Source organism: Xenorhabdus stockiae (assembly GCF_002632825.1).
GTDB classification, from domain to species: Bacteria; Pseudomonadota; Gammaproteobacteria; order Enterobacterales; family Enterobacteriaceae; genus Xenorhabdus; species Xenorhabdus stockiae.
Genome location: NZ_NJAJ01000006.1, coordinates 72589 through 87868 on the forward strand (window position 1 = coordinate 72589; position 15280 = coordinate 87868).

Annotated in this window: 11 protein-coding genes and 3 tRNA genes; 6 read left to right on the forward strand and 8 right to left on the reverse strand. The window is 39.6% G+C overall.

Features of this window, described 5'->3' with window-relative positions:
* Positions 1 to 85: 85 nt before the first annotated feature.
* A complete protein-coding gene (gene rsgA / locus Xsto_RS04050; protein ID WP_099124167.1) occupies positions 86 to 1156 on the reverse strand; it encodes a small ribosomal subunit biogenesis GTPase RsgA in 1071 nt (356 codons plus the stop codon).
* Between the two features lie 110 nt (positions 1157 to 1266).
* Between rsgA and orn the strand changes: the two genes are divergently transcribed.
* Positions 1267 to 1812, forward strand: coding sequence for an oligoribonuclease (gene orn, locus Xsto_RS04055; RefSeq protein ID WP_099109345.1), 546 nt, complete (start codon positions 1267 to 1269; stop codon positions 1810 to 1812).
* A gap of 93 nt (positions 1813 to 1905) precedes the next feature.
* Here the strand turns inward: orn and Xsto_RS04060 are convergent, their stop codons facing one another.
* Both Xsto_RS04060 and Xsto_RS04065 read right to left on the reverse strand, forming a co-directional pair.
* Positions 1906 to 2181 carry a type II toxin-antitoxin system YafQ family toxin gene (locus tag Xsto_RS04060; protein WP_099124168.1) on the reverse strand — a complete coding sequence of 92 codons (276 nt, stop codon included), beginning with the start codon at positions 2179 to 2181 and terminating at the stop codon, positions 1906 to 1908.
* A gap of 6 nt (positions 2182 to 2187) precedes the next feature.
* The gene (locus Xsto_RS04065) at positions 2188 to 2448 is read right to left on the reverse strand and encodes a type II toxin-antitoxin system RelB/DinJ family antitoxin (RefSeq protein WP_099124169.1); all 261 of its coding nucleotides are present in this window, start codon (positions 2446 to 2448) and stop codon (positions 2188 to 2190) included.
* Positions 2449 to 2696: 248 nt separating this feature from the next.
* Between Xsto_RS04065 and Xsto_RS04070 the strand changes: the two genes are divergently transcribed.
* Positions 2697 to 2772, forward strand: a tRNA-Gly gene (locus Xsto_RS04070).
* Between the two features lie 92 nt (positions 2773 to 2864).
* Here Xsto_RS04070 and Xsto_RS04075 read toward each other — a convergent pair.
* On the reverse strand, positions 2865 to 4082 hold the full coding sequence (locus tag Xsto_RS04075) for an MFS transporter (RefSeq protein ID WP_244590335.1): 1218 nt from the start codon (positions 4080 to 4082) through the stop codon (positions 2865 to 2867).
* Between the two features lie 408 nt (positions 4083 to 4490).
* On the opposite strand from Xsto_RS04075, the gene Xsto_RS04080 reads away from it, so the two are divergent.
* Both Xsto_RS04080 and Xsto_RS04090 read left to right on the forward strand, forming a co-directional pair.
* Positions 4491 to 4566: transfer RNA gene (locus Xsto_RS04080), tRNA-Gly, on the forward strand.
* A 421-nt stretch (positions 4567 to 4987) separates the two neighbouring features.
* Complete coding sequence (locus tag Xsto_RS04090) at positions 4988 to 5611, forward strand: hypothetical protein (protein ID WP_099124171.1); 624 nt, start codon at positions 4988 to 4990, stop codon at positions 5609 to 5611.
* A 79-nt stretch (positions 5612 to 5690) separates the two neighbouring features.
* Here the strand turns inward: Xsto_RS04090 and Xsto_RS04095 are convergent, their stop codons facing one another.
* On the reverse strand, positions 5691 to 9083 hold the full coding sequence (locus tag Xsto_RS04095) for an indolepyruvate ferredoxin oxidoreductase family protein (protein ID WP_099124172.1): 3393 nt from the start codon (positions 9081 to 9083) through the stop codon (positions 5691 to 5693).
* A gap of 373 nt (positions 9084 to 9456) precedes the next feature.
* Here Xsto_RS04095 and Xsto_RS04100 point away from each other — a divergent pair.
* Positions 9457 to 9532 (forward strand) — tRNA-Gly (locus Xsto_RS04100).
* Between the two features lie 34 nt (positions 9533 to 9566).
* On the opposite strand, the gene Xsto_RS04105 is transcribed toward Xsto_RS04100, so the two are convergent.
* From Xsto_RS04105 to Xsto_RS04115, 3 genes are all read right to left on the reverse strand, one after another.
* Complete coding sequence (locus Xsto_RS04105; RefSeq protein WP_099124173.1) at positions 9567 to 10478, reverse strand: AEC family transporter; 912 nt, start codon at positions 10476 to 10478, stop codon at positions 9567 to 9569.
* Positions 10479 to 10581: 103 nt separating this feature from the next.
* Positions 10582 to 11490: a DMT family transporter gene (locus tag Xsto_RS04110; protein WP_099124174.1), complete on the reverse strand. Its 909-nt coding sequence runs from the start codon at positions 11488 to 11490 to the stop codon at positions 10582 to 10584.
* 325 nt (positions 11491 to 11815) lie between these two features.
* On the reverse strand, positions 11816 to 13075 hold the full coding sequence (locus Xsto_RS04115) for a tetratricopeptide repeat protein (protein ID WP_099124175.1): 1260 nt from the start codon (positions 13073 to 13075) through the stop codon (positions 11816 to 11818).
* Positions 13076 to 13630: 555 nt separating this feature from the next.
* Here Xsto_RS04115 and Xsto_RS04120 point away from each other — a divergent pair.
* Positions 13631 to 15064 (forward strand): 4-hydroxyphenylacetate 3-hydroxylase family protein, encoded by a 1434-nt coding sequence (locus Xsto_RS04120; protein ID WP_099124176.1) that lies wholly within the window; start codon positions 13631 to 13633, stop codon positions 15062 to 15064.
* Positions 15065 to 15280 lie beyond the last annotated feature (216 nt).

Sequence of the window (15280 nt, forward strand, 5' to 3'; positions counted from 1 at the left end):
TGTCTTATAGGAAAATTGGGCAAAAGTCCGCTATTCTACCTGCCCTTATCTTGAATGTCAGGGCAACGCATTGCTTATTATTGCCCTATTTTTGACCTTCAGTGAAATTTTTGCGTGGTTTAACCTGAGCCATGCTTTCCAGGATCCGGTGGTAGTTTTCAAAGCGTTCTTCTGCAATAGCGCCTTGCTCCAGTGCATCGCGTAAAGCACAGCCGGGATCATCAAGATGTTTGCAATCGCGGAATTTACAGTTGCCAAGGTAATCACGAAATTCAATAAACCCTTGAACCACCTGTTCTGGTGTCAAATGCCATAAGCCGAATTCCCGGACGCCGGGAGAATCAATGACATCTCCTCCCTGTGGAAAATGGTAGAGGCGTGCTGTTGTTGTCGTATGCTGACCAAGGCCGGAGTTATCTGAGACCTCATTAACCAAAATGGCTTCTTCATTGTCCGGGAGCAGGGTGTTCAGCAGGCTGGATTTCCCGACCCCTGATTGACCTGCGAATATACTGATTTTATCAGCCAGTAATTGGATCAGTTCAGGAATGCTTTCTCCGGTATGGCTGGAAACTTCCAGTACCCGATATCCGATGTGACGGTAAATATCCATGACACCGTTAACCCACTCGCGGCTTTCGTCGTCCAGAAGGTCGATTTTATTAAGCACTATCAAGGGTTCAATATTGAGTGTTTCACATGCGACCAGATAGCGATCGATAATATTCAGTGAAAGTTCAGGCAGGATAGCGGAAACAATCACGATTTGGTTGATATTAGCGGCAATGGGTTTGATACCATCATAATAATCAGGACGGGTAAGCACGGAAGTTCGTTCATGAACGGCTTCGACGATCCCATTGACTTTAACATCTGACTGGAGCTGTAAGGCAGGACGCCATACGACACGATCACCGGTAACCAGTGAACGAATTGTCCTGCGGATATTACAGCGTTGTATAGAGGCGTCAGCGGCCTCAATATCTGCATGTTGCCCGAATCGGCTGATAACCAGCCCTTCTTGTGGCTCACCAAACTGGCTGTCGTCCAGTTCTGGTTTTTGGGCGTCATTCCTGCTGAGCGGCTGTTTTAGCCTGCGCTGGTGATTGGCCTGCACACGGCGTTGCTGCCCTTTGGAGAGTTTACTTTTAGCCACCGAACCTCACTTATTTCATCTATCTTGCTGGTTATCGCTGTGGGTGATCAAAAACGCTATGATACACCTCTGATACAGATTACCTGTTTTAAAGGAACCTAGGATATATCATGTCAAAAAGTGAGAACAATCTTATCTGGATAGATTTAGAGATGACGGGTCTGGATCCCGAGCGCGATCGCATAATTGAAATTGCAACTATCGTGACTGATTCAGAGCTGAATATTCTTGCAGAAGGACCGGTTATTGCGGTACACCAGCCAGCTGAGCAGCTGGCCCTGATGGATGAGTGGAACGTCAGGACTCACACTGGCAGTGGTTTGGTGGAGCGCGTAAAACAGAGTTCGTTTAGTGAGGCTGAAGCTGAAAAAGCGACGATTGCGTTTCTGGAACAGTGGGTTCCGGCAGGAAAATCCCCTATCTGCGGTAACAGCATTGGTCAGGATCGTCGTTTCCTGTTCCGTTATATGCCTGAACTGGAAAAATATTTTCACTATCGCTATCTGGATGTCAGCACACTTAAGGAATTGGCTCGTCGTTGGAAGCCAGAAATGCTGGCTGGTTTAAGCAAGAAAAATACTCATCAGGCATTGGATGATATCCGGGAGTCAATTGCGGAACTGGTTTACTACCGCGAACATTTTATTCAGAAATAAATGGCGGTATTTTAGTGACATGAGTGGATTAAGTGGGTCTGAAACCCCACTTAATCAACATCAACGTTTATCGTTACTTGCGCTGCTAGCAATTTAAAATGGATCTGAGTGTGTTCCTGTCCGTTCAAATCGGAGAAGGTCACTGGTTATTTTGTAGATGAGGATCCAATCCGGTTCTATATGAGCGTCTCTATAGCCTTTATAGTTACCATGTAGCGGATGATCTTTGTATACAGTAGGTAATGGCAACTCATTGTTAATCAAGAATTTCATTAGCTCTTTCAGTTTTTCTATGTCTTTATGTCTTTTCTGAGCTAATTTCACACCTTTTTGAAACTGAGTGGAATATTCAATAGCCCTTTGTTTCATGAGTGATTAGATATCCAATTTATCAAAGATATCATCAGCATCTTTTGCTTGGTGAACATCAATGCCTTTTTCACTATTGGCAATGGTCTTAGCTGTTAGCTCATTAGGAATACACATATCAAATGGTAAAGCTTTTTCTGTTGCGACTTTAGTGACTGTTATGCGAACTAGATCGGAAATGGTTAACCCCATGCTTGCTAGTACAGCTGCTGCTTCATTTTTCAGTTTTTCATCTATGCGAGCGCGAACAAATGCATTTGCGGCCATATTTAAACCTCCTTTGGTTGATAAGTGTACTGTAGCTCATTTGAGCTACGCGATTAAATATGGATATGTGTCAATCAATGTAAGATATCCATATCTGAATCACTAAACAGATTTCTCGTTCGATAACTGACCAGTTAAAAAGAAAGTCCGATTTTTTTCGTCTTGGTACTTGCCAGCAGATGAATTATTTGTATAATGCGCTCCCCGTACCGATGAATAATTTCGAAAGTACAGCACACCAAAATTAAGCGGGAATAGCTCAGTTGGTAGAGCACAACCTTGCCAAGGTTGGGGTCGCGAGTTCGAGTCTCGTTTCCCGCTCCAAATCTTTTTTCAGACTCAGCCCTAAATTTCTTACCACTCTCCAAATTCTGACAATACTCCTGATACACACTGCTTTTAAATAAATTTTTTGTTCAGGGCAATGTCATTGCTGTTCTGACACTACGCGGTGTAAGCGAAAGTAAAGCAAAAATAGCCAGAATTAAGCCAATCCAAAGTGGTGATATTAATCCATATCCGGCAGCAATACTTAATCCCCCGGCCCATGAGATAAAGGCAGAACCACTATTAATGAAAGAGACATGGACGCTGTTAACCAAAGGGCCTGCATTTGTTACGCGCATAACCCGTGTAATCAGTGCCGGACTCATAGAGACACCTACAATGCCAATAATTAGAAAAGCGAACACACTGATATAGTGGTTTTCCGGGAAAAGCGCGAATATCAGCAGCGATATGGTCAGTATACTAACCCCGATTGTCAGTACCGCAAAGGTGTGTCGATCAGTAAAACGACCGGTGATCGAAGTACCGATGACATTCGCAACGCCGTAAAAACCAAGAACAATAGGAATGATAGCGGGTAATAATCCTGTGATTTCAGTGAGGATAACGGAGATATAACTGAAAGCAGCGTAAGATGCGCCAATAATCAGAGCGCTTGACGCATAAGCTGCCCAGAGTTTCCCATTTCTGAATGAGGCAAGTTGCTCGCTGATACGGATATTGGCAGCATTGTGTGAAAGTGGCAGCATTGCCCATAAAATCAAGGTACAAATAATGGTGAAAATAACGATTAGCCAAAAACTGAAACGCCAGCCAAGATATTGATCGATCATGATTGCGGCGGGAACACCCAGAACATTTGCCAGCATCATACCTGTGAATACAATCGATGAGGCTCTTCCTCTTATTTCTGTTTTAACAACTTCACCACAGATTGCCAAAGCGATGCCGATGCAGGCAGATCCTGCAAAACCGGTAATAACACGGGCGATAGCCATAACATAATAACTTCCGGCACTTGCGGCTATGATCCCTCCAATACTATACAGCGTTAATATCCAAAGCAGCGCTTGCTTGTTGGGAATTCGAAGTACACCAAATACTGTTGTCAATATCGGTCCGCCGATGAGCATTCCTACTCCGTAGAGTGAAAGCAGGTAGCCGATATCAGTGACTGTCACGGCAAATGCATCCATTAACGATGGCATCATGCCAACAACCATAAATGCGGAAGTATTCAGAATGAATATCGTCAATCCGAGCAAATAGATGGAGAGAGGTATATCACGATGTTTTTTATCTGATATTTCTGGCGGGGCTTCTGTATTTATTTTCTCTGATGCCATGTTATTCACGGTGGGTTTCCTCAATGTAGCTGTACTTTGCTTTTTCGGTATGAAAGCTTGTCTTTGATAAAGAGCAGTGTGGGATACAAATACCAATCATTCAATTTAATAATTGAATATTAGACTAATGTGATGTCAAATTTTAGTCAAGAGGCTACACAATTCATGTCTTTTTGCTTTGTATTAAAGAGAAAATGAGCAGATGCTGTGTGCTGATTAAGGAATTAGTGGTGTTTAGTGTGTCTTTTAGCATGTATTTTGAGCACTTGATGTTTTATGGCATGTAAAATACTTGCCATCTTTATTAAAGAAGTTCATAATGGCGCCCATCTTGATGCCGTTAAAGATAAAACATTAACCTAATCAATGGGTTGAATGATTTTATATTTAAAATAGCGCATTAGCTATGCGGGAATAGCTCAGTTGGTAGAGCACAACCTTGCCAAGGTTGGGGTCGCGAGTTCGAGTCTCGTTTCCCGCTCCAAATTCAGGACGGTAGATTTTAATAATCTGCAAGTCATAGAAAAAAGCGCCGAAAGGCGCTTTTTTTGTTTACACAACCCCACTCTTGTGAACTGTGGCGTATCTGTTTTATTCTACAAAATCCTGATTACTTACCGACCTCAGCTCTTGTGATTATCCTGTTTATTCCTGAATATTCTGACAAACAGCTTTTGATTGATTTATTTGATAACGGGTGGTCAAATAGCGCGACGGATATAAATATTTTTCAAATATATGCTGCTCCTTTCGATACTATTAGGTACATTACAATCAGTTATATCTAAAAGTATCATTCATATAGTTAAACTTTCTAATTTAAAGCAAAGTGATTACCTATCTAATTTATATCGATTTTTAGAAAATAGATTTGATTGGTATCAGGGAATAAATAAGGAATAATTATGAATGAAATTAATAAAAGTGACAGTTATGAATTCGATAATTATATTTTTAAATTAAAGTCTAATCCCACTGAAGATAATTTAATCATAGAAGAAAAGAAAAATAAGGAAATTATCTTCTCAGGTTCTTTTAATGAAATAGATGATGTTTTGTTACTTGGGAAAAAAATACACATTAAATTAATTGATAAAAATAAACCCATTGTCATTAAATTTTCTGTTTTTTCTAATAAACTGGAAGTATTTAAAGCATATCAAAAGCTAGAGCGCAGTTTTTATGAGATTAAATTAAGAAAAAAACTTAATGATTCATATGGGAAATACAAGGAAGAAGCAGAGGAAGTGTATAAAAAATACATTAAAGTATGTGGTAGGTTTAAGAAAAGCATGCGAGAAGCCGGGAGTATATATGTCAAGCTGAAAAAGGAAAATGAAGAATTAACTAGCAAACTGAATTCGCTGTTAGACCAGCAAAAGGATGAAAATATTAGCCATAAATCTACTAAAAAAAGTATAAAAACATCAACAGGTAAGAGTTTTAATGGCGTACATTATAGCGATAATTTATTAGAAGATGTTTCAGGGCAAGGTTGTGAAAATTATATTAACAAATTCGGGACTTGATATAATCCATTCCCTGAAAATAATAAAATAGATGGATATCACCGTAGCCAGTGATATCCATCTGTTTTGAATATGTATTTCAATAAATGCTTTCAGTAAGTTCTTTTAACAATATTTTTCTGCGTTCCTGCATGTTTTTTATCGTTTTTTGCTTCACATGCCCAAAACCACGGATTTGATCAGGTAAAACAGCGAGCTTCTGACAGATCTCCATGTTATTGCTATTTAATTTTTCTATGAGTAGATCAATTAATTGTTCGTATTCGGATAATAAATTCCTTTCTTGTTTTCGCTCTTCCTGATAGCCAAAGATATCAAAAATAGTACCGCGTAATGGTTTACAGGCAGCGAGAAAACGAAAAACAGGAATTATCCATGAGCCATACTCCCGCTTTCCTCTTTCACCGGTTCTGGGATCTTTACGATTAAAAAACGGTGCACTGAGGTGAAAGCGGATTTTATCCGTCTTATCAAACTGTGAACGGAGTTTATCCAAAAATCCGGTTTTGACGTAAAGGCGGGCAACTTCATACTCGTCTTTATAGGCCATTAGTTTGAATAAGTTTTCTGCGATAGATTTCGCCAGTCCTTCGGCATCAATTTGCTGTGTAATTTGTTGGACTTGAGCAATACGGCTGAGATAACGGAGTGCATATTTTTCATTCTGATACTCAACCAGAAGCTGGTATCGGTGTAAAATCAGGTCATCCAGTGTCCTGATGGTTTGTTTCGGTTCAACATGTAGAGAATTATTCAGGATATCTGGTTGTACAGCCGCAATTCTACCGATATGTAAAGCGCGTCGTGCATTCTCTATGACATGATTTGTTATGCCACTTTTCTGTATGGCTTGCTCGATAGAACGTAGACTGATTGGAATTTTACCAAGCTGCCAAGTGTAGCCGATTAAAACGATATTAGTTTGATTTCTGTCCCCAACCAACTCGGCTGCAATCTGCTCGGCATCAATGGATTGCAATGTCCGGCAATGCTGGCGGAGGGTGTCCTGCATTCTGGTTTGATCTAAACTGAGTGTCGGGTCTCTCAGCATGGCGCCGATTTGCGTCTCATGGGTATTCAGTACACAACTGGTTTTTGATTTTGACATTACTTCCAGTGAGTTTTGCCCTGTGACAGTGACTAAATCAGCCGCAATAGCAAGATCTGCACGCCCCCGATCAATTCTGACCTGATGCAATTGTTCAGCATTCTGACTCAATCGAATATGAGTCATTGCTTCACCTCCTTTTTGAGCGAAGCCTGTAAAATCAAGCAGATTAACAGCATATTTTTCTATTTCGGCAGCAAGGCCAAGCATATGACCAGTAGTAATGATGCCGTTTCCTCCGACCCCCGCTAATAAAATTTCAAAGGGAGTATCTGCCATTTTTATCGTTGGTTCAGGCAGTTTAATCAGCAGGTTGTCAATTTCTTCCTGTGACATTATTGTGCTGGGATCCTGAACTGGATTGGCGTTTTCGATAGTAATAAAACTGGGGCAGAAACCTTTCAGACAGGATAGATCTGAATTACAGACATGGTGATCTATCGCACGTTTAGTTCCCAGAGGTGTTTCAATCGGAACAACAGCAAGACAATTGGATTGAATTTGGCAATCACCACAGCCTTCACAAACGGCTTCATTAATCACTGCTCGCCTTTTTGCCTGTGGGATTAACCCTCTTTTTCTTTTACGACGTAATTCTGTTGCACACATCTGCTCATAGATGATGACTGTTACGCCTTTGATATCCCGTAGGCGTTTCTGTACATCTTCGAGATAATCCGACTGATAAATTTTGACATCGGCAGGGAGGCTATTCTGGCCTTTATATTTATCCGGGTCATCGGTAACGACTACAACTTCTTTCGCCCCTTCAGTCAGTATTAAAGAGGCAATTTGCTGGATCGTTATACTGCCATCAAGTGCCTGTCCGCCTGTCATTGCAACAGCGTCATTAAATAACAGTTTATAGGTGATGTTGCTATCAGCAGCGATGGACTGACGAATGGCTAAATGCCCCGAATGGAAGTAAGTTCCGTCTCCCAGATTTTGAAATACATGGGAGCGATTGATAAAGGCGGAATGGCCTATCCAGTCAACTCCTTCTGATCCCATCGCTGTCAGGCCATAGCCAGTACTACGATCCATCCATGCTGCCATTACATGACATCCGATACCGATTTGTGCCTGACTGCCTTCAGGCAGACGGGTTGAAGTGCTGTGGGGGCAGCCAGCGCAGAAATAAGGTGTCCGTTTGGGAAGCGTGATATCGTGTAATGTCGTTTGGACTGTCCATTCCAGAGGAACAGAAAGAAATAAGTCGAATTTTTTTAGCCAATCTGCCAAAAGAGGGGCAAGCAGGGAAGGGCGTAACTCCATATCCGTAGAGACTAGTTTGTTGCCGAGATGATCGTGTTTTCCAATCAGATTAATTTGTCGTGGTAAATTAATGAGATGCTGCGCGAGATGCAGTTCAACAACAGAGTTTTTTTCTTCAATGACAAAAATATCAGCAACCTGCGATGCCATCTCACTGAGAAGTGGTGATAAAGGATAAACCAGTCGAACATGGAGAAGAGCAACGCCGTTTTTTGCCAGCTCAGCAGGTGTCAGGCCTCCGATGCGTAGCGATTCCAGAACATCATGATGAGCTTTACCAACGGTAACTAATAAGGCTCGCGGATGTTGGCATGGTGCGATGAGCTGGTCTATCGGATTGAGTCTGGCGAAGTCCTGAACAGCTTTCAGTTTATAGACCAGCCGTTGTTCTATCAAAGGGCCGGGAAGGTCCGGCCAGCGCCAGTGTAACCCATTTGGCCCGGGATCTATTTCCGGTATCTTATACTCAGGAAGAGTTTTCTCTCCCCTGATAGCACAGCTTTCCACGACTTCACTGATTGCTTTGAATCCAATCCATGTCCCGCTGACACGGGAGGCTGCCCAGCCCCATAATCCCACATCATGGTAGTCAGACACTGAAGCGGGATGTAAGACCGGCATACCCCATGATATCAGCGAGAGATCAGATTGGTGTGACATAGAAGAAGATACGCATCCGTGATCATCGCCCAAAATAACCAGTACTCCACCATTGGGTGAAGTACCATAGGCATTGCCATGCTTGAGCGTATCTCCGGCGCGATCAACCCCCGGCCCTTTGCCGTACCACATACTAAAAACACCGGTAACATTGCGGTCGGGGTCAGATTCAACTTTTTGAGTCCCATAAATCGCAGTCGCTGCAAGATCTTCATTGATTGCAGGGTGAAAACGTATATTGGCCTCAGCCAGTTTTTTCCCGTTTTGCCATAATGCCTGATCCAAGCGGGCTAATGGTGAACCCCGATACCCTGAAACAAATCCTGCTGTATTGAGATTATGGCTTTTATCCAGCTCTGCCTGAGCGAGAAGAAGATCGACAAGCGCGTCATTGCCAGTAACAAATTTAGGTGGAGAGTATAGAGTCATATAATTCGGCCTTTACTTAAGAGCATTACCGTTTGAGATACGACTAAAAATGGATCTAATCTATTTCCAGCAAATTATTCCGACAAGTACAAATCTTATTAGAGGTTAATTGTATATATTATGTTAATTTTTAGATAACGTAATGTACCATATTGCAATGGCAGCGTTCTATAAACATATGCAAAGTATGCGGTATATACAGATTTGAATGTCTTTTGAGCGGTTAGTGTTGATGTCTGGGTAAATGGCTTGCCATCTTTATCTGAGGCGTTCATAATAGTGCGCGTTCCTGAGATGCAGGAAGTTGATAGTTACGGGTGTTTACCGTAATTTCAAACTCAAGTTAAAGCATTTCTGGTTCACCATCAATAATGCGGGAATAGCTCAGTTGGTAGAGCACAACCTTGCCAAGGTTGGGGTCGCGAGTTCGAGTCTCGTTTCCCGCTCCAAATCAAATTTCCATTCTGTAAACTAGTCAATCAATTAGTCGAATCTCAAACCTAATACAATAGGTAATGTAATTACTGCAAGCATTGTTTGCAATGTGATAATCGCTGACATTAACTGACTGTCTCCATTTAACTGGCGGGTTAAAATATAAGCTGTCGGTGCAGTGGGTATGGCGAAAAAGAGAATCAGTAAGTTGATTTCCAACACATTGAGCCCAAATAAGCAGCCAATAATACCGGCAACCAAAGGCATCAGTAATAATCTGGACAAGCTGTTAATGATAATTGGTTTTTTCTCTGTTCTTAGCATGGAGGGCTGCAACGATGCGCCGATGCAAATTAACCCCAGAGGAAGGCTCGCTCCTGCCAGAATTTTTAAAAATTGCCCTGAACCGTAAGGTAAGCCAATATTAGTGAGATTGAGGGTTATCCCGATGAAACAGGCTAATATCAGAGGGTTTTTAGTAATTATCATGACAAACTGCTTAATTGATAAGGTCTTGATATCTGGTGTTAGTGCAAACACAGAAATTGCATTGCAAAGAGGAACCAAGATAGCGAGTATCAGCGACGCTACAGCGATCCCATGAGAGCCGAAAATATCTACCGTAATGGCTAATCCGAGATAAGTATTGAAACGCAATAACCCCTGTACATAAACACCAAAACGTTGTGCTGGCCATTTGAGTAAAAGTTTAATGACTATTAATGCCATTAAACCGGTGCTAATTACAGCGAGAATGGCCCAAAATAGCTGTGTTAACTGAGGGTTATCTAAAGATGCTGTTGCCAGGCTATTGATTAATAAAGCAGGAAAAAGCAGAAAATAATTAAGTTTCTCTGCTCCTTGCCAGAATAAAGGATTAAATGAGGTATTACGCTTTAGAATAAAGCCTAATAGTATCAGTGCAAATAATGGCCATAAGATGGTAATAATCTGATTCATATATTATCTTAAATTTTGCTATCTACTGTCTTCCGAATCGCTTCTTTGCTGGTTGTATCGAAATCCATTGGTATATATCCCAATATGATTTTTTAGCCGTATATTATTTTGTTATCTTTTTATTGGTCATAAAAATTCCTGCAATAATGAAAATTCCACCAATACATATAGATACAGTAAACGTTTCTTGTAAAAAGAGTACTCCGCCCAATATCGCTGTCAGTGGATTTAATGCAATAAAAACACCTGCTCTTGTGGCACCAATCTTACCAATGCCGTCATAGTATAAAACATACGCAATCGCTGATCCGATGACGCCTAAATACGTCAGGCTTATCAAATCGCTCATGGATAAAGAAACTAATGCAGTAGAGTTAATATCATCCGTCATGAACGCTGTTATTGTTAACATTATTGCACCCGCAATGACGGAGTAAGCGACAGTATATAATGCACCAATTTCATTGATTGTTTTCCTGCCGAAAACACTATAAATCACCCAGCTGATGACACATCCTAAAATAGAGATGTCACCAATTATATTACCTTTATTACTCAATAATGATGATAAGTTGTTTCCGATAATAACGATCCCGGCACCAAACAAACAGAATGAAATCCCGATAGTTTTTATGGTGGACATTTTTTCCTTAAACAAAAAATACGAGACTGTTGCTATCACTGCGGGATTTATTGCGACAATCAGAGAAGCTCTGGATGCATCGATATATTTCAGGCCATAAAAAAAACAAAGGTTATAGACATAAATACCAAAGAAACCCAGCATGACAATATTTGCCATTTGTGATTTATTGATTTTGATAAATCCTTTTTTAGAAAAAGCGATAATCACTATTAGCACAAATGCTGCAAAGATAAACCTAACCGTAGCTGATAATAACGAACTGGTATCAGAAGAGATAAACCTTCCTGCTATGAACGTTCCGCCCCATATAATGGAAACAATAGTTAACTTAATGTAGCTTGAGTAATCATCTGGTTTTGTTGTCATACTTATTATCGCCTTGTGATGTTTTCTCACTTAATATTTTCATTAAGAAATGATAATAATGAACTATGTTCTTGTCTGATTTTATATCAATTACATTATGTTATTGACGTTAGTCAACTCAGCATAGCAATATCATCATAAAAAACAAAGAGGAAAGACTATCTCTGATGAGGATTATTAGGCGTTAATGTAATTTAATGATAAGTAATCTATCTTTTTAACGTTTAACATTATTTTTACTGAGCAGATAAATTAACTTAGCCATATAATTAAATATATGGCCAAGATTAATTTAGTCAATGCTGTAATTATATAAAAAATTGAATTATATCTCAGAGGGTATTAAGGTTTTTTGAATTTTATTTTTTATTCCCAGCTTTAATTTAGCATCATTAAATATCTCATTGATAATACTTCGTTGGATTCGGCTCCCGCCCATGAATTGATAGTTCATAGGTTCTTGCAAAAGTAAGACTACATTTTTGTAATTTTCCTGACTATAATTTTTTATCGATTCAAGGATATTTATTTTTGTATTATAGTAGCCTATCGGGTTACTTTTCTCTGTTTTTTCAATCAAGAAATCTATCATATCGAATCGCTTATTAATGCCAAAGACTAACGCTGCATGGAAATCATTGAAGAAATAAAAACCAAGTTCTTCTTTATTATTCCATGACTCAAAAAGTAAATTTGCATGTTTTTGTATATATTGGTCATCCCTTTCATGCGTGAATTTCATTTTAAATAACAAAGAGGTGGCGTCCAAATCTTCAAGGCCATGCCTGTCATTTTTATGACGAATCTGATGATATATATCTAATGCCTGATCAATTTCGTTAATTTCCATGAGAAACATCGCATAGTGCCAGAACAGGTGGATTCTCATGCCATAGTTGTTATGCCAAATGTCCTTCCTTTCATCCATCCACTCCTTTCCCTCATGAAATAATTTCTTATCATAAAAATAGTGGCAGATGGCATGAATAGCATAAATATCGAAACTATTTATTTTTAATGAACTGGCTGCACTGTCATAAGACTCATCATGATACCCGTTTTCATTCAGGATAAAGGCCTTAATGCCTTTGAAATAGCTATAAAACTCATCGTTAATATCCCAGTGCTTGTTAACAAGACTGAGTGTTTCAAGCATGGTTCCGGTCATACCATTGTTGAACTCAATCATATGACATGTATAAAAACTGAATATATCTTTAGGGTTTTTTAGTAAGCATTTATAGAAATAATTTCTGGCTTGATAATAATTTTCATTAATTAATGAAATTATTCCGGAGTTGATTAAATTAGCGCGTTTATCCGATTCTTTTTTACTTATTTTTTCTAGTATCTCGATGAGTGATTTAGCCTGTTTATACTTACTTCTCTCCATTGAGAGAAGTAAGTCAACTATATGTATTTGTAATATTGAAAGAGAGATATCACTTGAGTGAAACCAATTTATATTTGTAAGTTTTTCGTTTCTTTTCATTCCCAGTATGCAATGATAACATTCATGTATGAGTGATAAATCATCAATTGTATTAACAACTTGAGATACATTTGACTTATCATTAATAATCATAGGTAACAACCTCATTTAGAGTTGATTGATATGTTATTTTTATATAAGTTTATATTTAATTATTCTATAGTGAATATATAATAAAAAGGAACGAAAATTAATGCGTTCTTTAAAAAGAAACAGTTTATTAGTATAGGGTGTGTATCGAATATTGTTATATATTCTCAACCTGTTGCCAGCATTCCGTTATCCAGTCACTTAATATTAATAACTGCTGAAGAATATAGATGATTTAATTGGCTGTTTTTGTTTAAAAATCTCTTCTATATATTAATGATCACGAAGGTGCTGTAATTTGATATGGCTTTTCTGGGTAATTAGAATAATTATATTCTATTTCTTTTAATGTGTATTTTTTCCAGGAAAAGTAATCACAGTCTGTATTAGTGTAGTTTATAGGTCGTTGTTCTCTGGCGTATTTTAATGAGGGATATTGTAATTATACAATTTCCAATTGTGGACAGTTTTCTTTTTATATTAGATATCCAGTGCTGACTGAAAATATTTCTCTGCTTGACCTTTAAAATTATCATTATCGATAGGAGCATGGAAAGTATGATAAGAACCGGAAAGCAATATATAGAAAATTTGCGTGATGGGCGCACCATTTTTATTAATGGAGAAAAAGTTACAGATCATGTGGATCATCCTGCATTCAGGAATGCGATTAGATCTGTAGCAAGCCTGTATGATTATAAAATCCAACATGCAGATACAATGACTTTCAGGACAGAAACTGACGAGCAGATGAGTCTGTACTGGCAGTTACCTTCCACCCCTGAGAAGCTGATTGCACGTGGTCAGGCTGCATATGAGTGGGCGAAGCAGACTGTCGGCTGGCTTGGCAGAAGCCCGGATAATGCAGCAGCAGTGCTTACCGGAATGGTCACGCATATTGAGTTGTTCGAATCTTATTCTCAGGAACGCGCTGATGCTTTACGGAATTATTTTGCCTATGTGAGTGAGACTGATCTTTATCTGGCCTATGCGCTGATTAACCCACAGGGCGATCGCTCAAAAACACCGGGTGCGCATGAAAAGAATATTTATCATACCCTTGGGGTTGTGGAAAAAAATGCTAAAGGTATTGTGGTTCGGGGAGCAAAAATGGTTGCTACCGGCGCAGCATTAGCAGATGAAATATTAGTTGGTTCGCATAAGCCGATGAAAAAAGGCGTTGATGAACGCTATGCGCTCTCTTTTGCTATGCCGATCAATTCCAAGGGCATAAAAATTATATCCAGACGCTCTTATGAACTGGGAGCTAACCCCGCTGATTATCCGCTATCATCCCGTTTTGATGAGAACGATTCCACCATCTATTTCGATGATGTTTTGGTTCCCTGGGAAAGGGTATTCGTCTGCGAAGATATCGAGATGTGTTTTAAGCAGGTGGATTCAACCGCAACGGAACTCCTGATGGATATTCAGAGTATTGCCCGTTACGCGGTAAAATTACATTTTCTGGCTGGTATGGCGCAGGAAATGGCTGAAAATAATGGTGTCAGCGAATATCCACCCGTAAAAGAATCACTGGCACAGCTTGCTTCTTATGCCATGAATATTGAAGGATTATTTAAAAGTGTGCTCCATTGTCCAAGAATTGATAATGGATTTTATCTACCTGACAAAACGTTGCTTTATACATATCGAGTCATCGGGCAGTCCACATATCCAAATGTACTGGAGACGATCAGAAAGTTGGCGGGCGGCGGAATTTTGATGGTGCCATCAAGTCAGTCTGATTTAGAAAATTCTGAAATTTTGAGTATTATTGAGAAAACACAATATTCATCTATCGTTTCCCCTGCTGAGAAGGTCAAGTTCATGAAACTGGTCTGGGATGCTATTGGCTCTGAATTTGCCTCAAGACATCACCAATATGAACTGTTTTACGCCGGAGCGCCTCATCAGACACTGGGACGGCTTTATAATCAATACGACTGGGGATTATCAAGAGAATTAGTGGAAAAGATAAAAGCCCTTTAACTCACGTTTTATTGCCATACTTGCCCCCGTTGTGACTACGCTGTGGGGCAATAGTTGCAACTATTTGCTATCTTATTCCCATCAAAAATAATTTGCTGAAAGCGCTTGCCATCCTGCTTTAACAGGTCCATAATGCCGCCTCATTTTTGGATAGGCAGAGGAAAATTTCTCCACTAGTGTCTAGAATGGATGAAGAGTTTCCATTTTTACTGCTGA

Bases quoted from the DNA above. Each gene is read 5' to 3' on its own strand.
- orn (WP_099109345.1), top strand. From the start codon at position 1,267: ATGTCAAAAAGTGAGAACAATCTTATCTGGATAGATTTAGAGATGACG.
- Xsto_RS04060 (WP_099124168.1), bottom strand. From the start codon at position 2,181: ATGAAACAAAGGGCTATTGAATATTCCACTCAGTTTCAAAAAGGTGTG.
- Xsto_RS04065 (WP_099124169.1), bottom strand. From the start codon at position 2,448: ATGGCCGCAAATGCATTTGTTCGCGCTCGCATAGATGAAAAACTGAAA.
- Xsto_RS04075 (WP_244590335.1), bottom strand. From the start codon at position 4,082: ATGGCATCAGAGAAAATAAATACAGAAGCCCCGCCAGAAATATCAGAT.
- Xsto_RS04090 (WP_099124171.1), top strand. From the start codon at position 4,988: ATGAATGAAATTAATAAAAGTGACAGTTATGAATTCGATAATTATATT.
- Xsto_RS04095 (WP_099124172.1), bottom strand. From the start codon at position 9,083: ATGACTCTATACTCTCCACCTAAATTTGTTACTGGCAATGACGCGCTT.
- Xsto_RS04105 (WP_099124173.1), bottom strand. From the start codon at position 10,478: ATGAATCAGATTATTACCATCTTATGGCCATTATTTGCACTGATACTA.
- Xsto_RS04110 (WP_099124174.1), bottom strand. From the start codon at position 11,490: ATGACAACAAAACCAGATGATTACTCAAGCTACATTAAGTTAACTATT.
- Xsto_RS04115 (WP_099124175.1), bottom strand. From the start codon at position 13,075: ATGATTATTAATGATAAGTCAAATGTATCTCAAGTTGTTAATACAATT.
- Xsto_RS04120 (WP_099124176.1), top strand. From the start codon at position 13,631: ATGATAAGAACCGGAAAGCAATATATAGAAAATTTGCGTGATGGGCGC.